The 26366-nt window shown below is 47.4% G+C and carries 24 protein-coding genes and 5 tRNA genes; 14 read left to right on the forward strand and 15 right to left on the reverse strand.

The window, feature by feature from the left end; genetic code table 11:
* Positions 1 to 29 precede the first annotated feature (29 nt).
* The 10 genes from ACP7H9_RS03330 to hemA all read right to left on the reverse strand — a co-directional run bounded on the left by ACP7H9_RS03330 (position 30) and on the right by hemA (position 11903).
* Complete coding sequence (locus ACP7H9_RS03330; protein WP_110012587.1) at positions 30 to 2369, reverse strand: acyl-CoA dehydrogenase; 2340 nt, start codon at positions 2367 to 2369, stop codon at positions 30 to 32.
* A gap of 63 nt (positions 2370 to 2432) precedes the next feature.
* A complete protein-coding gene (locus tag ACP7H9_RS03335) occupies positions 2433 to 3059 on the reverse strand; it encodes a TetR/AcrR family transcriptional regulator (RefSeq protein WP_011234169.1) in 627 nt (208 codons plus the stop codon).
* Between the two features lie 114 nt (positions 3060 to 3173).
* Positions 3174 to 4667: a TrkH family potassium uptake protein gene (locus tag ACP7H9_RS03340; protein ID WP_439222167.1), complete on the reverse strand. Its 1494-nt coding sequence runs from the start codon at positions 4665 to 4667 to the stop codon at positions 3174 to 3176.
* 4 nt (positions 4668 to 4671) lie between these two features.
* Positions 4672 to 5514: a 3-deoxy-8-phosphooctulonate synthase gene (gene kdsA, locus ACP7H9_RS03345; RefSeq protein ID WP_439222208.1), complete on the reverse strand. Its 843-nt coding sequence runs from the start codon at positions 5512 to 5514 to the stop codon at positions 4672 to 4674.
* Between the two features lie 15 nt (positions 5515 to 5529).
* On the reverse strand, positions 5530 to 6801 hold the full coding sequence (locus ACP7H9_RS03350) for a DUF819 family protein (RefSeq protein WP_114981524.1): 1272 nt from the start codon (positions 6799 to 6801) through the stop codon (positions 5530 to 5532).
* Between the two features lie 15 nt (positions 6802 to 6816).
* Entirely contained in the window at positions 6817 to 7191 is a 375-nt protein-coding gene (locus ACP7H9_RS03355) for a SirB2 family protein (RefSeq protein ID WP_011234173.1), read from the reverse strand.
* A 24-nt stretch (positions 7192 to 7215) separates the two neighbouring features.
* Positions 7216 to 8688: a DUF3369 domain-containing protein gene (locus tag ACP7H9_RS03360; protein WP_110012591.1), complete on the reverse strand. Its 1473-nt coding sequence runs from the start codon at positions 8686 to 8688 to the stop codon at positions 7216 to 7218.
* Between the two features lie 2 nt (positions 8689 to 8690).
* On the reverse strand, positions 8691 to 9536 hold the full coding sequence (gene prmC, locus ACP7H9_RS03365; RefSeq protein WP_153848997.1) for a peptide chain release factor N(5)-glutamine methyltransferase: 846 nt from the start codon (positions 9534 to 9536) through the stop codon (positions 8691 to 8693).
* A complete protein-coding gene (gene prfA, locus ACP7H9_RS03370; protein WP_011234176.1) occupies positions 9533 to 10627 on the reverse strand; it encodes a peptide chain release factor 1 in 1095 nt (364 codons plus the stop codon). Before prfA ends, prmC begins: the two co-directional genes overlap by 4 nt.
* Positions 10628 to 10631: 4 nt before the next feature.
* Positions 10632 to 11903: a glutamyl-tRNA reductase gene (hemA, locus tag ACP7H9_RS03375; protein ID WP_011234177.1), complete on the reverse strand. Its 1272-nt coding sequence runs from the start codon at positions 11901 to 11903 to the stop codon at positions 10632 to 10634.
* A gap of 132 nt (positions 11904 to 12035) precedes the next feature.
* On the opposite strand from hemA, the gene lolB reads away from it, so the two are divergent.
* From lolB to ychF, 6 genes are all read left to right on the forward strand, one after another.
* Complete coding sequence (gene lolB / locus ACP7H9_RS03380) at positions 12036 to 12662, forward strand: lipoprotein insertase outer membrane protein LolB (RefSeq protein WP_439222168.1); 627 nt, start codon at positions 12036 to 12038, stop codon at positions 12660 to 12662.
* Complete coding sequence (gene ispE / locus ACP7H9_RS03385; RefSeq protein ID WP_153848996.1) at positions 12653 to 13513, forward strand: 4-(cytidine 5'-diphospho)-2-C-methyl-D-erythritol kinase; 861 nt, start codon at positions 12653 to 12655, stop codon at positions 13511 to 13513. Before lolB ends, ispE begins: the two co-directional genes overlap by 10 nt.
* A gap of 15 nt (positions 13514 to 13528) precedes the next feature.
* Entirely contained in the window at positions 13529 to 14476 is a 948-nt protein-coding gene (locus tag ACP7H9_RS03390) for a ribose-phosphate pyrophosphokinase (RefSeq protein ID WP_016341307.1), read from the forward strand.
* Positions 14477 to 14614: 138 nt separating this feature from the next.
* Positions 14615 to 15280: a 50S ribosomal protein L25/general stress protein Ctc gene (locus tag ACP7H9_RS03395; protein ID WP_011234181.1), complete on the forward strand. Its 666-nt coding sequence runs from the start codon at positions 14615 to 14617 to the stop codon at positions 15278 to 15280.
* Positions 15281 to 15294: 14 nt separating this feature from the next.
* Positions 15295 to 15891 carry an aminoacyl-tRNA hydrolase gene (gene pth / locus ACP7H9_RS03400; RefSeq protein WP_034820237.1) on the forward strand — a complete coding sequence of 199 codons (597 nt, stop codon included), beginning with the start codon at positions 15295 to 15297 and terminating at the stop codon, positions 15889 to 15891.
* A 6-nt stretch (positions 15892 to 15897) separates the two neighbouring features.
* Positions 15898 to 16989: a redox-regulated ATPase YchF gene (ychF, locus tag ACP7H9_RS03405; RefSeq protein ID WP_011234183.1), complete on the forward strand. Its 1092-nt coding sequence runs from the start codon at positions 15898 to 15900 to the stop codon at positions 16987 to 16989.
* Between the two features lie 45 nt (positions 16990 to 17034).
* On the opposite strand, the gene ACP7H9_RS03410 is transcribed toward ychF, so the two are convergent.
* From ACP7H9_RS03410 to ACP7H9_RS03425, 4 genes are read right to left on the reverse strand one after another with little or no spacing between them, the layout of a single operon-like run.
* Positions 17035 to 17442 carry a group I truncated hemoglobin gene (locus tag ACP7H9_RS03410; protein WP_439222169.1) on the reverse strand — a complete coding sequence of 136 codons (408 nt, stop codon included), beginning with the start codon at positions 17440 to 17442 and terminating at the stop codon, positions 17035 to 17037.
* A 9-nt stretch (positions 17443 to 17451) separates the two neighbouring features.
* On the reverse strand, positions 17452 to 18306 hold the full coding sequence (locus tag ACP7H9_RS03415; RefSeq protein WP_110012597.1) for a DUF3034 family protein: 855 nt from the start codon (positions 18304 to 18306) through the stop codon (positions 17452 to 17454).
* A gap of 6 nt (positions 18307 to 18312) precedes the next feature.
* Positions 18313 to 20604 (reverse strand): EAL domain-containing protein, encoded by a 2292-nt coding sequence (locus tag ACP7H9_RS03420; RefSeq protein WP_439222170.1) that lies wholly within the window; start codon positions 20602 to 20604, stop codon positions 18313 to 18315.
* Positions 20604 to 21260, reverse strand: a complete 657-nt coding sequence (locus tag ACP7H9_RS03425) for a methylamine utilization protein (RefSeq protein ID WP_439222171.1) — start codon at positions 21258 to 21260, stop codon at positions 20604 to 20606. The genes ACP7H9_RS03420 and ACP7H9_RS03425 overlap by 1 nt, the downstream gene beginning before the upstream one ends.
* A gap of 192 nt (positions 21261 to 21452) precedes the next feature.
* Here ACP7H9_RS03425 and ACP7H9_RS03430 point away from each other — a divergent pair, with 192 nt between their 5' ends.
* The 7 genes from ACP7H9_RS03430 (at position 21453) to ACP7H9_RS03460 (ending at position 24162) form a co-directional block, all read left to right on the forward strand.
* Positions 21453 to 22835 (forward strand): class II fumarate hydratase, encoded by a 1383-nt coding sequence (locus tag ACP7H9_RS03430; protein ID WP_114981532.1) that lies wholly within the window; start codon positions 21453 to 21455, stop codon positions 22833 to 22835.
* Between the two features lie 24 nt (positions 22836 to 22859).
* On the forward strand, positions 22860 to 23528 hold the full coding sequence (locus ACP7H9_RS03435; protein WP_110012600.1) for an SDR family oxidoreductase: 669 nt from the start codon (positions 22860 to 22862) through the stop codon (positions 23526 to 23528).
* A 144-nt stretch (positions 23529 to 23672) separates the two neighbouring features.
* A tRNA-Met gene (locus ACP7H9_RS03440) sits at positions 23673 to 23749 on the forward strand.
* 19 nt (positions 23750 to 23768) lie between these two features.
* A tRNA-Leu gene (locus ACP7H9_RS03445) sits at positions 23769 to 23853 on the forward strand.
* A gap of 21 nt (positions 23854 to 23874) precedes the next feature.
* Positions 23875 to 23949, forward strand: a tRNA-Gln gene (locus ACP7H9_RS03450).
* A 37-nt stretch (positions 23950 to 23986) separates the two neighbouring features.
* Positions 23987 to 24061 (forward strand) — tRNA-Gln (locus ACP7H9_RS03455).
* Positions 24062 to 24075: 14 nt separating this feature from the next.
* Positions 24076 to 24162, forward strand: a tRNA-Leu gene (locus tag ACP7H9_RS03460).
* A gap of 77 nt (positions 24163 to 24239) precedes the next feature.
* Here the strand turns inward: ACP7H9_RS03460 and ACP7H9_RS03465 are convergent.
* A complete protein-coding gene (locus ACP7H9_RS03465) occupies positions 24240 to 25382 on the reverse strand; it encodes an FAD-dependent oxidoreductase (protein ID WP_153848992.1) in 1143 nt (380 codons plus the stop codon).
* A 106-nt stretch (positions 25383 to 25488) separates the two neighbouring features.
* Here ACP7H9_RS03465 and ACP7H9_RS03470 point away from each other — a divergent pair, with 106 nt between their 5' ends.
* Complete coding sequence (locus tag ACP7H9_RS03470; RefSeq protein ID WP_011234191.1) at positions 25489 to 26358, forward strand: DMT family transporter; 870 nt, start codon at positions 25489 to 25491, stop codon at positions 26356 to 26358.
* Positions 26359 to 26366 lie beyond the last annotated feature (8 nt).

Below are 26366 nucleotides of genomic sequence, written 5' to 3' on the forward strand. Positions count from 1 at the left end.
CTATACGCAGGAACCCGATGCAGCAGCGGTTAGTCTTTAACCGCTGCTTTTCTTATGTCACCTTTAGCCGTGTAAAACTGGTTGTTTTCGATAATACCGGGAGCGAAACTGTCAACGCCAATGGCGGTTAAACGAAGCTCTTCGGTTTCAGCCAGCTTTTCAGCCGTGTCTTTATCGATTAAGCCTTTCTCAAGCGCCACATCGGCAAGCTCTTTGCCATTGAGGTTAGAGGACAATTCACCGCGTTTTTGCGCTTTACGCAGCGTTTTGTAAACCGACTTCATTTCCAGCATCGAAATAAAGGCTTTTTCCATGTGCCCGGTGGCATCACCAATACTGTCTTTCCAGTAGCACAGGAAGGTATGACGGTCACGAGTAACGCCCGGCTCCATCATGCTGACACTGATGTCCTGTAAAATTTCATCAGACGGCTTTTTGAAATGGTTGCCCAGTGGGAATATCAAAATACGCATTACCCACGCCATAAAGCGATTCGGGAAGTTATCAAAGAAGCCATAGAACGCATCGGCAATGCTGTATAAATGATGCTTCAGCGCATAATGAACGTAAGGTAAATCAGCTACCTGACGGCCTTCGTCTTCAAAGCGCTTCAGTACTGCCGAGCCCATATACAAATGACTTAAAATGTCACCTAAGCGGGCTGAAATCATTTCTTTACGTTTTAAATCGCCGCCCATCATCAGCATAGAAATATCTGATGCTAAAGCTAACCCACGACTCATACGACCCAGCTTACGGTAATAATGCGCCGTTTCACCACTCACCGGAGACTCGCCAAAGCGTGCGCCACTCAGACCCAGCCATAAGCTGCCAAAGACGTTACTTGCGGCAAAACCGATATGCTTCATCAGCAAGCCGTCAAACTCACGCATGCCCTCGTCTTCATTCGGGTTAGCCGCAGCTTTCATTTCTTTAAGTACGTAGGGGTGGCAACGCGTTGCGCCCTGACCAAATATCATCAGGTTACGGGTCAGAATATTTGCACCCTCAACCGTAATAGACACTGGTGTCGCCATGTAGGCGTGGCCTAAATAGTTATGCGGACCTAATTGAATGCCTTTACCAGCGTGAATATCCATTGCATGCTCTAATACTTCACGACCCATTTCGGTCATGTGGTATTTGGTCATGGCCGTTACTACTGAAGGGCTCTGTCCCTGGCATAAAGCCGAAATGGTCAGACGACGCATAGATTCCAGAATGTAGTTGGTACCACCAATTTTACCCATTGATGACTGCACGCCTTCAAACATACCAATTGGCATACCAAACTGCTGACGCACATAAGCGTAAGCGCCGGTCATACGCTGAGTTACGTGGCCTGATGCAGCAGCCAGTGCCGGCAGTGAGATACCGCGCCCTGCTGACAAACATTCAACCAGCATACGCCAGCCTTTACCGGCGTAGTCTGAACCACCAATAATCCATTTCAGCGGAATAAAGACGTCTTTACCAAAGGTTGTACCATTTAGAAAAGCCTGGTTCAGAGGAAAATGACGGTCGCCAATTTCAATGCCTTTGTGCGATGTCGGAATTAACGCACAAGTAATACCAATTTCTTTCTTATCACCTAATAAGGCTTCCGGATCGTAGAGTTTAAATGCCAGACCCAGAACCGTTGCTGAAGGTGCTAAGGTAATATAACGCTTCGACCAGTTAAGACGAATACCAACAACTTCTTCACCCTCGTGCTCGCCTTTACAAATAATACCTTCATCCGGAATAGCACCAGCATCTGAGCCAGCTTCCGGTCCAGTTAAGGCAAAACACGGAATGTCGGTGCCATCAGACAGACGCGGTAACCAATAGTCTTTTTGTTCTTTGGTACCATAATGCGTTAGTAACTCGCCCGGTCCCAGAGAGTTTGGAACCATAACAGATACTGCAGCACTGATAGAACGACTGGCAATTCGTGAAACAATGTAGGAGTTTGCCGCCGGGGTGAAATCGAGGCCGCCGTAATCTTTACCAATGATCATGGCAAAGAAGCGCTCTTTGCGCAGATAATCCCAAACTTGTTTAGGCAGATCGCGATCCTGCTGCACAATTTTAAAATCATCCAGCATGTCCAGCAGCTTAGCCAACTGGTTGTCGACAAACGCCTGTTCCTCGGCAGTGAGTTTAGGTTCAGGTACATCCAGCAGTTTCTGCCAGTCCGGGCGTCCACTGAACAGTTCTCCATCCCACCATACATCGCCCGCTTCCATGGCCTCACGCTCTGTGTCAGACATGGGTGGCAAAATGCGTTTAAAAATAGCAAAAACAGGCTTGGTCACCAGGCTGCGACGGATATCTCCGACTGCAAACACCAGTACCACCAAAACCACTAACAGAATAAAAATTTCCATGGGTATCTCCAGTGCACCATCACAATAAAAGTGTAGTCAAATCTCAAACTTACGACAGGTTGTTTACGCTTCTTCCAGCCCGCCGGAAACAAATGGGATCAAATGATCGATAACGTCCTGCGCACCCACTTTTTGATTGAACTCTGCCTCCGCAATTTCAATCAAAGCTTGTCCCGATACCTGGGCAAAAACTGCCGCTCCCAAAATAAAGTGTAGACGCCAGAACATTTGTTGCTCATCCAAATGCGGATTTGCGCGCTTTAATAAAGCCATTAAATGCTGTAATACCTCACCAAACTCCTGCTGAGTATATTTACGTAAATGGCCCTGAATTTCAGAGTAAGCAAAGCCCAGTAATCTTAAAAAGATATCGGGACCGTGTTTATTGACCTCGGTTAACTTTGCCAGAGGTATTTTAAAGCGCTTGAACAGCTCCTCCGTTTTTAGCTCGCTCTGCTGCTCTGCCAGTTTTAACTGTTCTTCCAGCACTGGCATAAAAACAACCAAATAACGCGCCATTACGGCCTGAATAAGTGCTTTTTTTGAGCCAAAGTGATAGTTTACAGAAGCTAAGTTAACGCCTGCTTCCTGCGTAATTTGCCGTAACGAAGTTTGCTCAAATCCATCGCGGGAAAAGAGCATTTCTGCGGCATTAAGTATTTTCTTTTGAGTCGGAATTCGGGCTGCCATGAAATAAATAAACGCATGATTTAAACATGCGTTTAATCTAATTCATGTCGTTTCAGCGTGCAAGTGTTCGCTGAATTTATTTTTGGTAAGAGTGTAAACCTTTTCAGGCTGAACTTAGTGGCGCCAATAATGACGATGGAACAAAATAAGTACCGTCATAATTTCCAGACGGCCTGCCAGCATAGCAAAAACCAGCAAAAGTTTAGCTCCCCCGTCAAGGCTTGCGAAGTTTCCTGCCGGACCAATAATGTCGCCTAATCCAGGTCCAACGTTGCCCACCGCAGAAGCCGCACCAGATATTGCCGTCATAAAATCCAGTTCAAATAATGATAACCCCAATGCAATAACCGCTATCAGCAAAAAGTACATAAAGCAAAAAGCGACCATTGAGCCAAGTAATGAGTCATTTACCCGACGCTCCTGATAGGTCTGGACACTGACCAGGTTAGGATGAATTAACTGGCTGAACTGTTTTCTTAATAACAACTGCGACAACTGAAAACGAAAAATTTTCATACCGCCGGAAGTTGAACCGGTGCAGCCGCCAATAAACATTAAGTAGAAGAAAGCCATTAATGACCAGCTTCCCCAGTTTCCGTAATCTTCGGTTGCGTAACCGGTTGTGGTCACAACTGACACGACATTAAATGCCGTATGCATTAATGCATCACCAAGTTCCCGTCCTTTAACTATCTGAACCAGGGTAATCAACGCAATAGCAATGAGAAGGAAGGTAACAAAAGCCCGTACCTGGCTATCTTTCCACAATGGCCCAAAGTCACCTTTTACAAAGCGAATGTAGAGCACAAAAGGTAAGGCGCCTGCCACCATAAAAATAGTGCCCGTTATCACCAAAAATGGTGTATCAGAAAAATGCCCAAAAGACGCATCGTAGTTGGAGAAGCCTGCTGTCGCTATGGTGGTCATGCCGTGCACAAAGGCATCAAAACTGCCCATGCCGCCAATTAAATACAAGATAATAACGGCAGCCGTCAGAATGAGGTAAACCCGCCCTATTGCCAAAACCATATGGCTGGAACGCGGCATAAATTTACCCGACATATCGGAAGATTCAGCCTGGAACAGGCGCATGCCGCCAACTTGCAAAAACGGCAAAATGGCCATAGCCATAACGATAATTCCGATTCCGCCCAACCATTGCAACATAGCCCGCCACAACAGAACACTCGCGGGCAAGTCGTCCAGCCCCGAGATAACGGTGGCTCCGGTAGTTGTAATGGCTGACATAGCTTCAAACCAGGCACTGGAGAAGTCCAGATAAGGTCGAGCAAAAATAAACGGCAAGGTGGCGAATAAGCTGGCCGAAACCCAGCATAAGGAGGTCAACAGAAAAACTTGTCGTGCCCGCAGTTTGGCCTCACCCGCTGGCTGCAAAAACAGAACCAAACCAAAAACCAGACCCAGGCTGGATAATGTCAGGTAAGTCCACTGCTCTTTTTCGCCACTAACCACCGCCATAACAAAGGGCGCCAGCAAGGCGATAGAAAGCAATGCAATGAGCCCGCCAATGGCTTTCAGCAATAGCTTAATAGCCTGACGCTTATCAAGCGGAGTCTGACGCAATGACTGGCTGGCCTGCATTGACATAGTTTTAGTTAGACGTGTCTAAAGGAGTAAATGATTTCACCAAATCATCAATCGCTTTCATCTGCTGAAGGTAGGGCTCCAGAGCGTGCAGAGGTAAAGCACAGGGACCGTCGCATTTCGCTTCATCGGGGTTCGGGTGCGCTTCAATAAACAAACCAGCAATACCCAGCGACATACCAGAACGAGCCAACTGCGCTGCTTGCGCGCGGCGTCCGTCAGCAGAGTCAGCTCTGCCGCCAGGACGCTGCAAAGCGTGAGTTGCGTCAAAAATAACCGGCGCCATGGGCTTCATTTCGTCCATACCAAGCATATCAACAATGAGATTGTTATAGCCAAAGCTTGAGCCGCGCTCACACAACATCAGCTTCTCGTTACCGGCCTCGCCAAACTTTTTAAGAATGTGCCTCATTTCCTGTGGCGCAAGAAATTGTGGCTTTTTAATATTAACCATAGACCCGGTTTCAGCCAGGGCTACCACCAGGTCAGTCTGACGGGCAAGAAACGCCGGTAACTGCAATACGTCAACCACTTCAGCGACCGGAGAGGCCTGATGCGGCTCGTGTACATCGGTAATTAAAGGCACATTAAACTGCTGTTTCACTTCTTCAAAAATGCGCAGCCCTTCTTCCAGACCTGGTCCGCGAAAAGAGTGAATGGATGACCGGTTGGCTTTATCAAACGACGCCTTAAACACGTAAGGTATGCCAAGCCTACTGGTTACCTCAACGTAATGCTCAGCAATTCGCAACGCTAAATCACGGGATTCCAGCACATTCATCCCGCCAAATAAAACAAAGGGTTTATCATTTGCTATTTGAATGTCACCAAGCTGTAACTCTTTAATCATCATAAACTCCCGCGGTTAACTACCGACAACTCGTAGAATCTGTCCGGCGAAATACGCCATATAGGTTCCAAGCGCATAACCCATTACCGCTAATAATACACCAACCGGCGCCAATGACGGATGAAAAGCTGAAGCGACAACCGGTGCTGACGCTGCGCCACCCACATTAGCCTGACTGCCCACAGCCATATAAAACACAGGAGCACGAAGCAGTTTGGCCACAAGTAACATAAGCCCAGCGTGGATCAGCATCCAGATAGCACCAATTAAGAAGTACTTAGGCGCCTCTACTATTTTGGTTACGTCCATATGCAGGCCAATGCTGGCCACCAGAATATAAACAAAAACGGAGCCTATTTTTGACGCCCCGGCGGCCTCCAAAGAACGAGCCCGGGTAAAAGAAAGTGCAATACCGCCAGCAGTGGCTAAAACAATGACCCAGAAAAACAGACTGTCCAGGCTGAACTTACTTAGTGCAGGATAATTCGTTGCTATTCCCGGAGCTATCCAGTCAGCCAGCAAATGCGCTAACCCAGCAATACCGAAACCAACAGCCAGAATCAGCATTAAATCACGTAAGCTCGGGTTTCTGACATGCTCGGCTTCATACTGCTCCACTTTACGACGAATGTTGTCGATAGCGGATGTATCAGCGCCGGTGCGGGCATCAATTTTCTTAGCATTTGCTGCCATATAAAGCAGTACAGCCATCCATAAGTTGGCAACAATAATGTCTACTGTCACCATGGCTGAGAAAATATCACCGCCGACTTCATAAACTTCTTTCATGGCAGCCTGGTTTGCGCCGCCACCAATCCAGCTTCCGGCAATGGTTGTCATGCCACGCCAAACAGCATCAGGGCCCGCACCGCCAAGCATTTCAGGGAATATGGCAGACACCAGTAACAAGGCTATAGGCCCGCCAATGACAATACCAAAAGTACCGGTTAAAAATAGAATAAGAGCCTTTGACCCAAGACCCATTACGGCTTTTAAATCCAGACTTAGGGTAAGCAATACCATACAGGCGGGTAACAGATAATCCATTGCTATATCTGTTACGGCAGTTTGATTTCCGTCGACAATACCGAACGTATTCAGTAAAGACGGTATGAAATAGCAAAGCAATAAAGCCGGAACAAAGCGATAGAATTTCTTGAAAAAAGGATGCTCGCTGCTATTGGTGTAAAATACAAAGCCAAGGATGGTCAGCAATAAACCAATAACAACCCCATCGTTAGTGATTAAGGCATTCGTTTCCGAAACAACAGACTCAGGCGCTAACATAGGTACTCCTTTTACTTAACCGGCAATAAGTGCTTGTTTGGACACAGCCACATGCAACAGGAAGGCTATCCAGCCGCAAGCGCCAATAAAACCAAGCCAGCGCGCACCAGCTGTTTTTCCTTTCATAGCTAAGACACCAAAGCCAATATAAGCAATAACACCTATGACTTTATCAGTTAACCAGGGAACCTGAATTGGGTACATGCTTAACGTCACCATGATACCCACCGCACTGAGCAACAATAAGGTATCGTTAACGTGAGGGACTATCTTCAACCACTTCTTTTTTAATAAAGGTGAGTCAAGAAGCAGAAGCACAAAACGGAATAAAAAAAGGCTGATCGAAATCAGCACAAATAATACATGCAGGTGTTTAAAAGCAGCGTACACAGTAACCTCTTATTTTTAATTTAATTAAATGGTTCTCAACTCAGGCAGGGATTTTATAACAACATCAAGAAACTTAGGTGAATAATAGCGGCCCCGTTCATCTTTCAGGCGTACCGCAATATCGCTGTCACTAATGCCACTTTCCCACCAATCCAGCAACTGCTCGGTCAACAGAAGAACCTGAGTGCTTATCGCGATATCCGAGCCTTGTTTACCTTCGGGCAAACCCAGGCCGTCCCAGCGCTCCAGTCTTTCAATAAGTGCCCTGTGCGCATTTTGTGTTGCTTCATGCTCACCGTGACCCAGCGCTCGTAATGAGCGGGCAACTCGTTGCTGACACGTGGTTTCTACCGCTGCAGCCGCATCTGAAGCGCAATTAAGCAACGGCCGCGCTTGCGCAAATAAAGACCAGGCCAAAGCCGTTGTCTCAGCGTCTTCTGCCGCAACTTTTTGAGCTACAGCGTACGCCAGCCGGACTTCGCTGTTTTGCTCCAGGATGCCATTAAAGTGGCTGGCATGATGTAGCATAAGTTGATCGGCCAAACGCGCCAGAAACTGATCGGAATCTTCCAGACAGACCACGTTATCCTGTGCCAGTTGTACATTTTCAGAAAACAGCTGAAGTACATGGTGATCATCGGCCGTAAGTGCTCTGGATAAGCCGCCGATAAACAAAACAGAACCGTGCGACCGGCAATGACTTCGACAGTATAACAATACGAAGTCGTCACCATAATACGAACCATGGTTCGCAATAACATGCTCTAACTCGGCTAAAGCCTTTGATGGAATAACCGAACGTAAAGTCTGACCAACACAAACCCCGGAATCTTCTCCATGAGCGGCTAACACTTTATAGGATGAGCCGTCTTCATTGGAAGTAGCATACAAGGTTTGTTTGGCACCGCCGATAACCCAGCTCAACTGCTGAACTAAACCATCAACAAAACTGTTCATTGGTTGCAAAGCGTAAAGATTCGCCGAAGCGGCGATGATTTTCTCAAGACCATGACGACTTTGGTCAATGGACATGATATCGCGGTACGAACGCAGCGATGACATTACTGCAGTAAAAAGTTTCTGCGCAGTGAGTTCGGTTTTGGATTTGTAGTCGTTGATGTCGTAGTTAACGATAACGGTACGTTCAGGTGCCTGACCCGGCTGCCCTGTTCGCAAAATAATACGGGTAAAGTGGTTGTCGGCTTCTTCCCGAATATAACGTGCCACCTGCAGTCCGGCATCATCGGTTTCCATGACAACATCCAGCAGTAATATAGCTGCATCAGGATGCTCATCAATTAACTGCTTTGCCTCTTCACCAGAAAAAGCACTGTAAAACTTTAAGCCACGACCTAAAAAATTAAAGTCGTTGAGTGCCAGTTTGGTTACCGCATGCACCTCTGGTTCATCATCGACAATCAGAATTTTCCAGTATTCTGTCGGTAATTTTGTGGTTTGCTGGCTGGCTTCGTCAGCAAACATAAACTGATTGCTCATTATTAGTCTCTCCCCGCCCTGGCTTTTGTTCCGCCGGTAACTCGTTCTACCCTAGCATAATCCTGCCAGCGGTTAACCTTTTTGTAACCATTTTTAAACAGTAACTCCACCACGCTATCAGCCTGGCGCCATCCCTGTTCAAGTAGCAACCACCCCTGGTTTGCTAAATGGTTATTGGCTTCTTTTATAATAGTCTCTATATCGGCTAAACCGTTATTTTCCGCAATTAACGCCGTCTGAGGCTCAAATCTGACATCTCCCATACTCAAGTGCGGATCGCCTGCATCAATGTAGGGAGGGTTCGATAAAATCAAGTCAAACTTAAGAGACTTTGGCACAGATTGAAACCAGTTACTGCACAAAATTTCAACATTTAAACCTAAAGCCTGACTATTCCGGCGTGCCAGTTCCACCGCGTCGCTACTTTTATCACACGCCCAAACTTGCCAGCCGGGACGTTCAGACTTCAAAGCCAGCGCAACCGCACCCGTACCCGTGCCTAAATCCAGTACGCGCGCATGTTCGGGAAGTTCAAGACTAAGCGCCGCTTCAACCAGCGTTTCAGTATCGGGACGGGGAATTAACGTGCTGTCGTTTACTTCAAGCATCAATGACCAAAACTCGCGGCGACCAGTGATATGAGCCACGGGCTTGCCTTTCTGCCGAGCTAAAATACATTCCTCATAATGGCATTGCTGCTCTTCTGTCAGCTGCTTTTCCGGCCAGGTCATAAGGTAAGTTTTTTCTTTATCCAGCACAAAGCAAAGTAAGGCAGAAACATCCGCAGCAGCATCTTCACTCTGCTTTAACTGCTGCCGCCCCCACTTTATGGCTTGCTGCAGCGTCATTGCTGTCCTTCAGACAGAGCCGCCAGTTGATCCGCCTGATGCTCAGTAATAATGGCATCCAGTATCAAATCAATGTCGCCGGTAAGTACTTCATCTAACCGATACAGCGTCAGGTTAATGCGGTGGTCTGTTACCCGGCTTTGCGGGTAATTATAAGTGCGAATACGCTCCGAACGATCACCACTTCCTACCAGGTTACGCCGGGTACTGTCTTCTTCTGCCTGACGTTTTTCATCTTCCAGACGTTGTATTCTTGCCTGTAAAACCGACATAGCTTTAGCCCGGTTTTTATGTTGCGAGCGCTCTTCCTGACACTCAACCACCACACCGGTTGGTATATGGGTAAGACGAATAGCAGAATCGGTTCGGTTAACGTGCTGACCACCAGCACCCGAGGCGCGGTAAGTATCGACACGTAAGTCCGCCGGGTTAATTTCAACGGCCTCGGCTTCTGGAATTTCCGGTAACACGGCAACGGTACAAGCTGAAGTATGAATACGCCCTTGCGATTCAGTTTCAGGAACACGCTGCACCCGATGCCCACCAGACTCAAACTTCATGCGTCCGTAAACACCATCACCACTCATGTGAGCAATAATTTCTTTATAACCGCCGTGTTCGCCATCACTGGCACTGACGATATTGACCTTCCAGCCATTTTTTTCAGCGTAGCGGCTATACATACGGAATAAATCGCCGGCGAATATCGACGCTTCATCACCGCCAGCTCCGGCCCGAATTTCCAAATAGCATGAACGATCATCGTTCGGGTCTTTAGGCAGCAACAGAAGTTGTAGGCGGTTTTCCAGCTCTTCTTCGGCTTTTCTTGCCTCTTTTAGCTCTTCTTCCGCCATTTCGCGCATTTCAGCGTCATCATCTTCAGCCATATCTTTTGCAGCTGCCTGATCATCCTGATTCTGGCGGTACTCTTCAAAGCAACCAACCACCTCTTCTAATTGAGAGTACTCACGCGATAATGAGCGAAAACGGTTTTGATCACTGATCACATCGGGCTCACCCAATAAAGCCTGCACTTCCTGATAACGCTCAACTAACCCTTCTAGTTTGCGTTCAATGGATGGATTCAACATGTTTTTATTTGCCTTTTGATGAGTCAGAGGATGGCTCTGACCAAAGTTGTTGCAAAACGGCCAGCGTATATTGGTCGTTATTTTCGCCGGCAGATTTCAATAAGCTTGTCGGTTTATGCGTTAACTGCTGCACCAGCCTGTGACTGAATCGTTGCAGCACTTCGGCCGGGTCTTTGCCCTGCTCTATTTGCGCTAATGCTTTTTTTAACTGCTCGTCAGCTAGTGTTTTTGTGTGCGTACGGTACTCCCGCACCAGCTCTACACTATTCAGGGATTTCAGCCAGTCATTAAACTCTTTCGTTTGCTGCTGAATAATAACCTGAGCTTCACGAGCTGCCTGCTCACGGTTACGAATATTTTCGCTAATAATACTTTGAAGATCGTCAACTGTATAAAGGTAAGCGTCATCGAGTTCATTAACCTGCTCTTCAATGTCCCGCGGCACAGCCAGGTCAATTAACAGCATGGGTCTGTGCCGACGCTTTTTCAGTGCTTTTTCAATGCTGCCTTTGCCCACAATAGGCAAAGTACTGGCGGTTGAACTGACGACAATATCGGCCTGCGGTAATAACTCTGATAACTCAGACAAGCTGTGAGCCGTTGCCCCGACACGTTCAGCCATTTCGCTAGCTCGTTGCAGAGTCCGGTTTGCCACCAGAATTTCAGTCACGCCTTGTTGTTTCAAATGCTGAGCAACCAGCTCGGAAGTATCACCGGCTCCAATCAACAGCACCTTTGACTTCTGTAAGTTAGCGAAAATATGACGCGCCATAGAAACCGCAGCATATGCAACCGAAACCGCGTTTTGACCTACCGCGGTTTCATTTCTAACGGTTTTTGCTACACGAAAGGTTTGCTGAAATAAGCGTTCAAGGATACCGCCCACCGAGGCCTGACGTTTTGCGGCCTGATACGCTTGCTTCACCTGCCCCAGAATTTGTGGCTCGCCAAGCACCAGCGAGTCTAAACCACTGGCAACCGACATAAGGTGGGTAATGGCCTGCTCGCCCTGAAAGTGATAATGATGATTTTCCAGCGCATTTGGTGCCAATTTGTGGAAACCGGTTAACCAGCCCAGGAGCAAGTCGCCAGACACTTCACCCCGGCAATATAGCTCGGTTCGGTTACAGGTAGAGACGATGACGGCTTCTTCAACACCTTGAAGATTACGCACGGCCTGCAGCGCAGCATCAAGCTGTTCAGCACTGAACGCAACTTGCTCGCGCAAATCGACTGATGCGGTTTTATGATTAATTCCGAGAGCTGAAATGGTCATCTGACTGTGAAACTCGTTATCCCAACGCGGCCAAAATCTAAGTTGCCCGATTGTACGTGAAAGCCTTAGTCATTGAAAGTGACAGCGCTTTCTGGTCAACTAATTACATTCCGATTGCAGCAATTGAAAAATATGATTCAACGCCGACTATTCTGGGTTTACCTGGTTGTCATAACATCGTTAGCCGGGTGCGCGCTGCCGACGCCATCAGAGCAAGCAAGCAGTACCGAAGTTAATCAACGTATTATTGACGCTCATCAACAAAAGCTGGAGCAGTTGCAACAGTGGTCGTTAAGTGGCCGCATGGCGGTTATTCAAAAGCAAAATAAGGAAAGGGACAGTTTTTACATTAACTGGCACTACCAGCCTCACCAACAGGTTATTCGTTTTTCTCACCCGCTAAAAGGCCAACTGGCTAAGCTGACCGTCGATGACAGCGGCGCCTTGTTAACTGACTCCGATGATCAGGAACGCTGGGCTCCTTCAGCAGACGCTTTATTATACCGTCTACTGGGTGCTGCCGTTCCCTTTGAGCAATTACACCACTGGGTTCTGGGCAGAAAAACAAACTCACTAAAGTCTGTGAGTTATCATAAAGATGGAACCTTAGCTCAGTCGGCGATATTTCACCGGGGTCAAAACTGGCAGCTCAGCTGGTTCTATGATCAGGACAAAGTACAAACAGTAACCTTGCCGGAACAAATCCACCTGGAAAGTCCGGACCTACTGATAAAGGTACAAGTGAACGAATGGCAGTAAACACCTTAACGCTCCCAGCTCCGGCGAAACTCAACCTATTTTTGCATATTATCGGGCGCCGCTCCGACGGGTACCACAATTTACAGACTGTTTTTCAGTTTCTGGACTACGCCGACACTCTGAAATTCTATACCGCCGCCGACGACAAGTTTGATTTAATTGACCACGATAGCCACATTCCCCGCGACGAGAATTTAGTCTGGAAGGCGTTAACAGCGCTAAGAAAAACATACGAAGAAAAAGGCATTACGCAACTTCCTGGCTGCTCGATTGAATTAATTAAGAGACTTCCTCAGGGTGCCGGGCTAGGTGGTGGTTCATCTAATGCGGCAACCGCACTGGTGGGGCTGAATCAGCTTTGGGGTAGCCATTTAAATAGCACTGAATTACAGGCAATAGGTCGCAAACTCGGTGCCGATGTGCCTGTGTTTATTCATGGACATGCTTGTTTTGCTGAAGGTATCGGCGATGTGTTCACTAATATAACACCGCCTACTCCGTGGTATTTAGTGGTTAAACCCAATGTTTCTATCAGTACGGCTGCGTTGTTCTCTCACCCTAAGCTAGAACGCAACTGCTCGCCGGTTACCGCGGACAACTGGCAACAGCAAAAAGTCGCGAATGTGTTTGAACCAGTGGTCTGCGATCTACACACCGAAGTTGCTATGTTACGCCGTGCCTTGCTAGAATACGCCCCGACTCGGCTCACTGGCAGTGGAGCATGTCTTTTTTCAACATTCGAAACAAGACAAGCCGCAAAGGAAGCGCAACAGCAGGTTCCCAAAGAACTTTGCTCATTTATCGCTCAAGGCCAGAACCGTTCACCACTTATCCAGACATTAACCCAATAAAAGTCGAGGTATGTTGTGCCTGACATGAAACTTTTCGCCGGCAACGCCACTCCTGAGCTAGCCCAGAAAATCGCCGATCGCCTTTATATCAAACTTGGTGAAGCTTCCGTTGGTCGCTTTAGTGACGGCGAAATTAGCGTCGCCATCAATGAAAACGTCCGCGGTTCCGACGTCTTTATTCTTCAATCTACGTGCGCCCCAACCAATGACAATTTAATGGAACTCATTGTTATGGTGGACGCCTTACGTCGTGCGTCTGCTGGTCGTATTACTGCAGTGATGCCTTATTTTGGTTACGCTCGTCAGGATCGCCGGGTTCGTTCAGCTCGTGTTCCTATTACTGCTAAAGTTGTTGCCGATTTCTTATCCAGTGTGGGTGTTGACCGTGTACTGACTGTCGACTTACACGCAGAGCAAATTCAGGGCTTCTTCGATGTGCCTGTCGATAACGTTTTCGGAACCCCGGTTTTATTAGAGCACATGCGTCAGCAAAACTTCGACCATCCGGTTGTGGTCTCTCCTGATATTGGTGGTGTTGTGCGTGCCCGTGCTTTTGCCAAGCTAATGGACGACACCGATTTAGCCATCATTGATAAGCGCCGTCCGTCAGCCAACGTATCGCAGGTTATGCACATAATTGGTGATGTTAAAGGCCGTGACTGCATTATTGTCGATGACATGATTGATACTGGCGGAACGCTTTGCAAAGCCGCAGAAGCACTGAAATCTCACGGTGCAAAGCGTGTGTTTGCTTACGCTACTCACCCGGTATTTTCCGGTAATGCGGTGCAGAACATTAAAGACTCTGAAATTGACGAATTTATCGTTACCGACAGTGTTCCGCTGAGCGATGCGATGAAAGCCACTGGTAAAGTTACTCAGTTAACCTTGTCTGGTATGCTTTCAGAAGCACTGCGCCGCGTTAGTAATGAAGAATCTATTTCAGCAATGTTCGATTACTGATTGTTGTAATTATTCCTGCCCAGTGCTAGTATTGCGCGCCCTTAGAAACCGGCCTCGTTGTCGGTTTCTAAGTTTCTGGGTCAGCTCTTGGTCGCGAGTGCTGACAAATAAAAACTTTAAACATTGAGAGGCCAAATCATGGCTGAATTAGATTTTAACATCCAAGCTACCGTCCGCACGGACAAAGGGAAAGGTGCGAGCCGCCGCCTGCGTCATGAGGACAAAGTACCAGCGATTTTATACGGTGGTCAGGGCGAGCCTATCGCATTAGCGTTAGACCACAATAAAGTGAATAACATGGCCGACTACGAAGCCTTCTATTCACACATTGTGACGCTGGAATTTGATGGTAAGAAACATCAGGCAATCCTAAAAGACATGCAGCGTCACCCGTACAAGCCTAAATTGACTCACCTGGATTTCCAGCGTGTAGAAAAAGGCCACAAACTTCACACTAACTTACCTCTGCATTTCTTAAACGAAACAACTGCGAAGGGCGTTAAAGAAGAAGGCGGTGTTGTTGTTCACCACGTAAACGACGTGGAAATTACTGTATTACCGAAAGACTTACCAGAATACCTGGAAGTTGATATTGCTGAACTCAGCGTAGGTGACACCATTCACCTGACTGACTTAAAACTGCCTAAAGGCGTTGAGTTAGTTGAACTGACTAAAGGTGAAGACCACGACCAGGCGGTTGTGTCTATTACTGCTCCTCGCGTCGAGAAAGAAGAGACCGAAGAAGATACAGTAGCACCTGGCGACGTTCCTGCTGAAAACAGCAAAGACGCTGACGAAGAATAAGTCAGTCTCCTGTTATGGGAACTGAAGTAAAACTGCTTGTGGGCCTGGGAAATCCGGGCCCCGAGTATGAACGAACTCGCCACAACGCTGGTTTCTGGTTAGTCGATGACTTTTGCAGACGCCACGCGATTACGCTCTCCCCTGATGCAAAAAGCAAAGCTCTGATTGGACGCTGGCAACAAGGCGCTCATGACCTGCGCATTGTATTACCACAAAATTTTATGAACCGTAGTGGCTTCTCTGTTGCGGCTCTGGCTAACTTTTATAAAATACCGGCTAACGAAATTTTAGTGGCTTACGATGAGCTCGATTTACCACCCGGCGTTGCTAAGTTTAAGAAAGGTGGAGGTGCCGGCGGGCATAACGGAATTAAAGACATTATTGCCCAGACAGGCAGCCAGGACTTTATGCGGTTACGCATTGGTATTGGCCACCCGGGCGATAAAACGAAGGTAACTGGCTTTGTCTTAGGCAAAGCTTCAGCAAATGAACAGCGGCTTATTGATGATTGTATCGATGAAGCCAGCCGCAGTATCGACACATTAATGGCGGAAGGCTGGGGAACTGCGTTGCAGCGCCTGCATAGCTACCGCCCTGAACAGAAAGGCTAAACTCTCATGGGATTTCGATGTGGTATCGTTGGTTTACCTAACGTAGGTAAATCCACTCTCTTCAACGCACTGACCAAAGCAGGCATTGAAGCTGCAAACTTTCCATTTTGTACCATCGAACCAAACACTGGTGTTGTGCCTGTTCCTGACCCTCGCCTTGATAAGCTAGCCGCTATTGTTAACCCGGAACGAGTCATTCCAACAACCATGGAGTTTGTGGATATCGCCGGGTTAGTTAAAGGTGCTTCAAAAGGCGAAGGCTTAGGTAACCAGTTTTTAGCAAACATTCGTGAAACTGACGCTATTGGCCATGTTGTTCGCTGTTTTGAAGACGACAACATAGTGCATGTCAGCGGTGGTATCGACCCTGCCGATGACATTGACACTATTAACACCGAGCTGGCTTTAGCCGATTTAGACTCGGTTGATAAGTCTCTGTACCGTTTAAGTAAAAAAGCGAAAGGTGGGGATTCACAAGCTAAAGCCGAAATCGCCGTGCTGGAAAAGCTGAAACCGGCACTGGACGAAGGCCAAATGGCTCGTTCTGTTGAGCTAAGCAAAGATGAGCGTGCCACTATTCGTTCATACAACTTGCTAACTTTAAAGCCGACTATGTACATTGCTAATGTCAACGAAGACGGCTTTGAAAATAACCCACATCTTGACAAAGTTCGTGAAATTGCCGCAACCGAGAATGCGGTAGTCGTTCCGGTATGTGCCGCTATTGAATCAGAAATTGCCGAGCTGGACGAAGCCGATAAAGAAGAGTTCTTAAGCGAGCTGGGTCAGGACGAACCGGGGCTTAACCGCGTTATTCGTGGCGGCTATGAACTACTAAACCTGCACACTTACTTCACCGCCGGCGTAAAGGAAGTTCGCGCCTGGACAGTTAAAGTGGGTTCAACTGCACCGCAGGCAGCCGGACGCATTCATACTGACTTTGAAAAAGGCTTCATTCGCGCCGAGATCGTTGGTTATGACGACTATATAGCCAACAACGGTGAACAAGGTGCAAAAGATGCCGGGAAATGGCGTCTGGAAGGGAAAGAGTACATTGTGAAAGACGGCGATGTCATTCACTTCCGCTTTAACGTTTAAATACCGATTAGTGGCTCGCTCTCAGCGAGCCACTTTTTTCACTCATTACTCTTCGACAATATCGCTATGCATTGGCGCCAGCACGCCCAATAACTGATTCTGCGCCGAAACCGGCACATCCTCTTTTTCCATTGCAGCAATCAAGTGTTCGACTAAAGCGTTAAAATCCGCATTGTCGACTCCCATATTACGATGGGAAGTTTTCATATCCTCGCCACTGTAATCACAAGGACCACCACTTAAGTCACACACTTGTTCACTGATGAGTTTGTGCACACGCATAATATCAACACCATCAAAATGATGCGCAATACGCTCATCACCACCCACCCGGTAGAGCATTTCTTCGACGATAGTCTCTATGCCCTGCTGCTCACCCAGTTGCTGATACAGACTCTGAGCAAAGCTAAGCGGCGAAAACAACAAGGCCACCAATAACAAAACAGTTTTCATAGTCTCTCCTTAAAAGGCCGCCTGAACCGATAAATACCAACCCGTTTGATCATCCAGGCCGGCAATCGAGCCCAGATCGGTGTAGGCACCAACAACCGATACATGTTTATTCGGGAAATAAGCAACAAAAAGATCTTTCCAGTCCTGCTCTTGAGCAAAACTTAAGTTGTCCGGTTTCTGTCGATACTCAACGCCTACAGCCCAATAACGATTAATAAACGCAGCTACGGAAGCTTCAGCCAGCCACTCACGGCCATCTTCTTTATCGCCGCCAAAGCCCAGTAAGCCCAATTGGTTAGCTTTACTTGAACGCAAAGTCAGATTAGCAACCCAGGTACGATGGAAAGGCCCGTCTAGCCAGGCTTTTGCCGCACTGACATACCAGTCGGTGCCACTGTCATCCTGAGAGCCTATCGCCGCTGGCAAGTCATAGTCGTTGTTCTTCTTATGTTGTAAACCCAGGCTTATTTGCGGTAGGTCACCATAAATTAAGTCCCCTGCCAAACGTACTTTTGCACCAACAATGCTTTGGCTCAATTCGCCGCCAATAGTGGAGAGATCAAAGGTTTGTTCAGCATACGAAAGCTCAATACGGTTGTTCCAGCTCAAACTGGCGCCCTGAACACTTAAGCGGAAATCATCAACTGAAACTTCACTTAAGTTAACCGTCGCGCCAAATTGGCCTTCACCGGCATAACTGCTTAACGTAGCCCAGGGCACTATGCCTCCGCCGCCAGAGCCTTCAAGACTACTGGTACCACCGGTCGCTAGTAATCGGGCTCCCTGATCCGCTGCTGCAGGCGGGGTTAAAGCTAGAGCACAGGTCAGCAAAAAACCGCCGCCATATAAACACTTGTTCATCATTCGTTATCATCCATTGGTTTCATGGTTATTTAAGTAATCTATAAAGCCTGAAATTGGTAAGGGTTTGCTAAAGAAATAGCCTTGCAACTCATCGCAATGCATCGACTGCAACACTCTCCAGCTATCCTCATTTTCCACACCTTCTGCAACGACACGAAGACCTAACTCGTGAGCTAAGTGTATGGTTGAACGAACAATAGATTTGTCCTTAGACTCCTCGCTCAAATGCTGCACAAAGGCCCGGTCTACTTTCAATTCCTCTACTGGTAAACGGCGCAATTGTGCCAATGAGGAATGCCCGGTACCGTAGTCATCAATTGATATTGAAAACCCAAGACGCTTCAATGTTTCCAGCCGGGCAATGGCTTTTTCCGGGTCTTTCATTACCGCACTTTCTGTAATTTCCAGTACCAGTAATTTTGGCAACTCAGAAAAATCAATAATGAGTTGTTCAAACAGCAAGGGTAAGGCGTCGCTCAATAAGTCGACGGTTGACAAATTGATGCTCAATTTTAAACTTCGCCCCTGCTCATGCCAGCTCTGAAGCAGTTTGGCCGACTCTCTGCACACCCAGTTGGTCAACTCTGTAATGGCTCCGGATTGCTCTGCTAACGGAATAAATTCATCCGGTCCGACAAATCCGAGCTTATCACTTTGCCATCTCAACAATACCTCAGCCCCCACCACTGAACCCGTCTGGCAATTAATTTTAGGTTGCAGTACAAGATGTAGCTCCTTATCCGCTACTGCGTCTTTAAGGGACTCGATAATTTGCAGGCGCCGCATGTATTGTTCGTCCAACCCACTTTTATATTCAACATAAAAGCTCTTCTGGAGTTTGGACTGCTGAACACTGACTTGCGCGCGACGAATAAGTAAATCGACCTCGTTGCCATGCCCAGGAAAATAAACAACACCGATATTAAAGGCCAGTCGATAATCACTGTCGCCGACTTTAAAAGGCGTATCAAGAAAAGAGTGAAGCTCTTTAATTTTGTTGTCGAGATCGAATTCGGACTTATCAGAAGCGTATAAAACAGCAAATTCGTCGCCACCGATGCGAGCCAATAATTCAGCGTTGCCACAACACCACTTCAGCCGGGCAGATAACTGACGCAGGATGTCATCACCGATTTCCTGCCCCACACTGTCGTTGAGAACTCTGAATTGATGAATATTCAACAATAACAGGCATCCGGAGCTGGTATTGCCATCTAAACGGTACTGTAACTGCTCACGGAAAAACGAACGATTCGGTAAATCGGTTAAATGGTCATGAGATGCCTGATAAGAAATTCTTTTTTCACGTTCGGAAATAGCCTTGCGCATGCTGCCAAAGGTATTCGCCAGCTCTCCGAACTCATCGTCGTTCAGCGACAACTCGGATTCGCTGTAGTCGCCTTGCTGTAATTTCCTAGCCGCTCCCGATAACTGCTGTAACGGACGGGAAACCCCTCGGGCTATAATCGCCGCTAAAAGCATAGCTATAACCAGAGCGACAATTGCAATTAAAGCAATTTGCCAATGCAGCCGTGTGAACTCGGCGGCCGCCGTTTCAAGTGACGTTGTCAATGCCACATGAACGGCGTCATCGGAACCGGCATCAAGCACCACTTCACTCCCCGCCAGTTCCTGGCTTAACAACCAGTTATCAAGAGTATGACCGTCTTTGTTCAGGGCTTTTGCAAACGAGGACACTTGTCGGGCCTCCAGACTGGAAGCAATGACTTTTCCCGAGTTCTCCAGCCACAGGGTGATATCGGCATTAGCCAGGTTTTTTAACTCTTCTGCTAACCCCGAATCCACTTCAAAACCTAAGGTTGCCCAGGCAATAAGATTTGGAGCATTAACCGGTACTGTAACCAGTTGAAACAGTTCTCCTTCGACAACCGCCAGTTCACTGTTCGAGCCTGCCCTACTATGGCTAATACGTAGCTTATCAAAAGCATGAGATGATGCTATTTCTTCGCCCTCGGGAGTTTGCAGCACCATCAACTCAGCTTCAATACGCTCACCGTAATTGACCAAAGCTGACACTATGGTTTCCCGATCTTTTGAAGCCACCGCGCGTTTAAACCCAAAATCATCGGTAAGAACTTCTGCCGCTTGCAACAACTGAGCGCTACGGCTATCCAGAAGCTCACGGAAGACTCTTTCACTGACACTAAGCTCACGTTCAATGGAGCGGCCTAACTGATTCTCTGTAGCGACCCAAACTGCAGCTAACGCAACCAACAAAGCGCCAGCTACAAGCCCTGCAAGGATGAGAACTAAACGGGTTCTGAACCGTGTTATCATCAATTCCCTCTACGATTAAAGCGCTGTTCCAGCCGCGACGGCTCTTTATCTTTCTGCACCGGCGGTGATACTTGCACCTGCGCGGTTAGCTTCCCTGAATCTGAGGCTAATTGCACGCTCTGTGCTTTAGACAATTCGTCCCCCATCCAATAATGCCAAACCTTGATTTCAGCGGGCGCTTCTCTTTCTTCCAGATTAAGCTCCGCAATACCTTGTTCATTCGTTACAGCAACATCATATTCGTCACTTACCAACACATAGGCAACCATCTGGTCGTGAATATTGCACCCGAGAGTCACTATGCCAGCTTTATCAAAATTAACGCTTGGCTTTTCTTTATCGGAATAAAGTTTTAACTCAAAATTCTTAGCCTCAGAAAAAGAGTAAACATGGTGTCGAATGTTATCACTGTTAGGAAAAACAACGTCAGTGCCACGCTCTACTGCGCTAACCGTGGGCGTAAACTGCTTGTCCACCTGATCAACTACCGCCGACTGACCAGGCACTTTGACAGACGGCTTTTCCCTCTCAATTAATAGTGCAGCATTTGCCAACGGCTGACCATCTGCGGCCACAACCTCAACCGTTACGGTATCTGCAACCACGTTTTGAACCGCAGATACCATGAAAAAAACACCAATAAAAAATCGCTTCACACAGGATCCTCCACAAAATTACCATTGAGCGCACATCAGTCAACCGTAACCGAAAAAACGAAACTGCGCTATGATTGGAGTACGTATTAATGATCCACTATGGTTCATTATTGGTATTTGAAATACTCAGTGTCGACATACTAGTTTCGATACGAAGCTTTTACTCTTAAGCTTATGACAGGAGGGATATTCATGAGTCAGGATTATCGCACAGAGAAAGACAGTATGGGCGAGGTCAAAGTCCCCTCAAAAGCACTTTATGCTGCACAAACTCAACGCGCCGTTGATAACTTTTCCATCAGCGGGTTAACTTTACCCACTCAGCTAATACAAGCCATCGCAATGGTTAAAGCGAGTGCGGCCGGAGCAAACGCTAAAATCGGTCAGTTAGAAAAGGAACAGGCTGACGCCATTATTAAAGCGGCTAAAGAAATCATTAACGGTCAACACTTAGAGCACTTCCCTATCGATGTATTTCAAACCGGTTCAGGCACCAGTTCCAATATGAACGTGAACGAGGTTATTGCCAATTTAGCCAAACAAAACGGTGTTGAAATTCACCCCAATGACCATGTAAACCAAAGCCAGTCAAGCAACGATGTTATACCTACCGCCATTCAGGTAGCGAGTGTGCTGGCTGTAGAAAAACAGTTAGAACCGGCTTTAAAAGGTCTTATTGACACCATTCGCAAGAAAGCCATTGAGCTACGCAATGTGGTAAAAACCGGCAGAACCCATTTAATGGATGCCATGCCAATGACCATGGCGCAAGAACTTGAAGCCTGGGCGGGTCAGTTGGACGTTACAGCTGAACAACTTCCACAGTTATTGCAGCGCAGCCGCGTTCTTCCTCAGGGCGGTACAGCAATAGGTACCGGAATAAATGCCCCTAAAGAATTCGCAGCTGAGTTTGCCGAACAGTTGACTCAGCTTAGCGGCAGTGACTTTAAACACTCCGCGAACCCTTTTACGGGTATTGCCGGACAGGAAATCAACTTACAACTCTCGGCACAACTGAATACGCTGGCGACTACCTTACTCAAAGTCAGTAACGACTTACGCTGGATGAACAGTGGACCACTGGCGGGCTTAGGCGAAATTCAGCTAACCGCATTACAACCCGGAAGCAGTATTATGCCAGGTAAAGTGAACCCGGTTATTCCGGAAGCTGTAGCTATGGTTGCCGCTCAGGTAAATGGTAATCACACCACAATTACAACCGCAGCTCAGCAAGGTAACTTCCAGCTTAACGTTATGCTGCCGGTTATTGGCTACAACTTACTACAGTCCATTAATATACTCAGTAACAGTTGTGAAGCTCTGGCAAGCAAAGCTATTGCCGACTTCGAGGTTAATGAAGAGCGACTGCAACAAGCTTTAGCGAAAAACCCTATTCTGGTAACGGCTCTTAATCCGGTCATTGGCTACAATAAGGCCGCTGAAATTGCCAAAGTAGCTTATAAAGATGGCAGAGCCATTATCGATGTTGCTGATGAGATGACCGACTTAGGTCGTGACCGGCTGGAGCAGTTGCTGGACCCGAAAAAATTAACTGAAGGTGGCGTTAGCGAATAGCGCCCCTGGTATTTGGAGTACAAAATGAGTCAACAACAGGTTTTAATTACCGGTGCAAACCGCGGCATTGGCTACGAGTTTGCGCGCCAGTACGCTGAAAAAGGCTATAAAGTTATTGCGGTTTGCCGTAACAACTCAAAGCAACTGACTGAGTTAGATGTCGATATTATTGAAGGCATTGACGTTACAAAAGCGTCAGATCTTCTTCGTCTTACGGAAAGCATCGGTGATAAAAAAATTGATGTTTTAATTAATAACGCTGGACTGCTTCATAAAGACGAACTGGGTGAACTAGACGCCGGCAATATCCGTGCTCAATTTGAGGTCAATGCGTTAGCCCCGCTACGAGTCACTGAAGCTCTGCTTAAAAACTTGACGGGCGGCAGCAAGGTGGCATTGATTACCAGTCGTATGGGTTCCATTGGCGATAATGGTTCCGGTAGTCGTTATGGTTACCGAATGTCAAAAGCCGCATTAAATGCAGCGGGCAAATCTCTGGCGCTGGACCTAAAAGATAAAGGTATTTCCGTTGTTCTGCTGCATCCGGGCTTTGTACAAACCGAGATGGTTAACCACGCCGGAGATATTCCACCGGAAACCGCAGCTGAACGTTTAATGCAACGCATTGAAGAATTGAATTTAGATACCACCGGACAGTTTTTTCATAGCAACGGAGAAAGCCTGCCCTGGTGATTTGCTGCCTTTTTAAGCAAATAACTGCTTTTTTGCTCAAACGCGCCCGTTAATATCGTTTTTTCTCAAAAATAGGTTGACGGGCTGCGGAGCGATTTGCATAATACGCGCCGCACTCACAGAGAGCGGTAAGTAAAAAGGTATGGCTACGTAGCTCAGCTGGTTAGAGCACAGCACTCATAATGCTGGGGTCGCAAGTTCGAATCTCGCCGTAGCCACCAACCTTTAACTGATCATGATGCGGACGTGGTGGAATTGGTAGACACGCTGGATTTAGGTTCCAGTGCCTCACGGCGTGAGAGTTCAAGTCTCTCCGTCCGCACCAACTCTCAGAGCCAGCTAAAATTGGGGCATAGCCAAGCGGTAAGGCAGCGGGTTTTGATCCCGCGATTCCCAGGTTCGATCCCTGGTGCCCCAGCCATTAGTTGTTTCCAAAAGTGATTGCCATCTTAGTAGGATGGGGCATAGCCAAGCGGTAAGGCAGCGGGTTTTGATCCCGCGATTCCCAGGTTCGATCCCTGGTGCCCCAGCCATACTAACTACTGTTGCGGTGGTGGCGGAATTGGTAGACGCGCTAGCTTCAGGTGCTAGTGTCCGTAAGGACGTGGGGGTTCAAGTCCCCCCCTCCGCACCACTTTATTTGAGTATAATTTTACTCAAGTAAAAGTGGAAAAACAGAAAGGCCACCTTAAGGTGGTTTTTTTGTGCCTGTTATTCGCCCACAGCCTGCTTTAACAACCAACGCTTAACCCACGGAAAAGCCGCTACTTTCAAGGATGCTGCGGTTGCAAACTGCATAACTGGATTACGACTGCGCCAACCAAACTGTATGGCATCCATCATCCTCATCATTTTCGCATTTTCGCCTTGCCGGGTCTTTTCGTATTTATCCAAAGCTACGCTTGGAGTATTTTCCTGTAGTACCTCAACCAGACAGCGAACATCGGCAAACCCCAGATTAACGCCCTGCCCGGCCATAGGGTGAATACTGTGAGCAGCATCGCCTAATAAAACAATAGAGCCTTCTTTAACGTAGTGTGCAGCATGTTTTCTCTGCAGCGCAAAACTAGCACTTTTAAGTACCCGGAAATTACCAATATGGGGAGAAAAGGTCTCTCGCAAATAAGCTTCAAGACCCGCCTTGTCTCTCTGCAGGGAGTTGATGTTGTCACGTAAGCCGTAGTCTATAAGGCAAGCTTGTTGCTCGGTCAATGGCAGTAGAGCATAAGGCCCCTGCGGGCGAAAAACTTCCCAGGTTTCAGGTTCTATCGGCTTTTCCAGACTGACATTAGCTAATAAGCAACGTTGCTCGTAGTCCCAGCCCCGATAATGAAAACCGGCAAGCTGAGCCACTTTAGAATTGGCTCCGTCACAGCCCAACAACAGATCATAACTGAGCGTATCGCCCTGACTTAAAACCACTGTTTTTGTCCCGGCATTGAGTTTATCGAGCGTTTCGCCTTCTCGTAAATCAACGTTCTTAAGAGAACGCAGTTTTGTCCATAGCGCAAGCTGCAAAGCATTATTTTCGACCATAACGCCAAGTTTGGATAAGCCCGCTTCATTCGCCTGAAAGCTCAGGTTATGGCCACTTTGCGATGTTACGCTCAGTTTCTGATAATCGAAAACCCGCTGCTGACGCACACAAACGCCAATGCCTAACTCTAGCAACCATTCCCAATTGCTGTTATTCACAGACGATATGCGTAAATCCCAATCAGGGTCTGTACCGCTGTCTTTTCCCGGAGGAAAAGGTTCAAGTAAGGTCACATTTGCACCGTGCTGCGCTAATGCCAGCGCTGCCGACGCACCAACCATTCCGCCGCCATTTATTAATACTGATAGCTGTTTCATGTACCGCGCGCTCTCTCCTCACATTCCCGCTAACCCTTATAAATAACACATCTCGTGGTGAATTTCCGTTATCATAGTCAATAAGACGATGTTCAGAGTGTTTTTTATGCAGACCAGGGAAAGTTCACAAAAAGCGGTCATTATTGCTTCTTTGCTTATTTTAAGTGCCGAAGCCAGTTTTGCAGGCGTCAGTGCGCTGGTTAAATACATCAGTCAGGATCAACCTTTCGAGCAATTGGTCTTTTTTCGTAACCTGATGGCCTTTCTCGTTCTTCTTCCCTGGTTATGGCGAAAAGGTCTTGGCAACTTAAAAACAGAACGCCTGAAACTGCACCTTATTCGTGGTGCTGCGGGCATTGCCGCTATGTACTTGTTTTTCTACGCTATTGCGACAATTCCGCTGGCGCAGGCTACTCTGGTTCTGTTGCTGTCCCCCTTTTTAATTCCAGTTATTGGCTGGCTTTGGCTACACGACTATGTGGCTAAACAAACCTGGCTGGCTATTGGGCTGGGTTTTATTGGTGTCTTTATTTTTCTCGACCCTATGAACAGCGAGCTTTCACCTGTCATCGGGTTAGCCTTTTTAGCCGCCGCATTCGCAGCCTTCACCAAAACCGTCATTCGCCGCATGTCGGACACCGAATCGACAAGTAAAATTGTATTTTATTTTTCTACTCTGGCCACCATTGCTTCAGGGCTTCCGCTGCTGTGGTTGTGGCAACCTATTCCAACTCAGCACTGGCTTGGAGTTGTTGTTATGGGCTTGCTGGCAGTTTATGGGCAATTGGCTATGACCAAAGCTTTTTCCATCGCCCCACCGGCAAAGGTTGGAGTGTTTACTTACAGCTCAGTTTTGTTCGCCGCTTTACTCGGCTACTGGTTATTTGGAGAGGAACTTGCCTGGCACATGCTGTGGGGCGCGTTAATCATTGTTGTTGCAGGCTATTTTGCCATACGAACACGGCGCAAAAGTTAATCATTTCA

Source organism: Idiomarina sp. ST20R2A10, assembly GCF_051842345.1.
Lineage (GTDB): Bacteria > Pseudomonadota > Gammaproteobacteria > Enterobacterales > Alteromonadaceae > Idiomarina > Idiomarina loihiensis.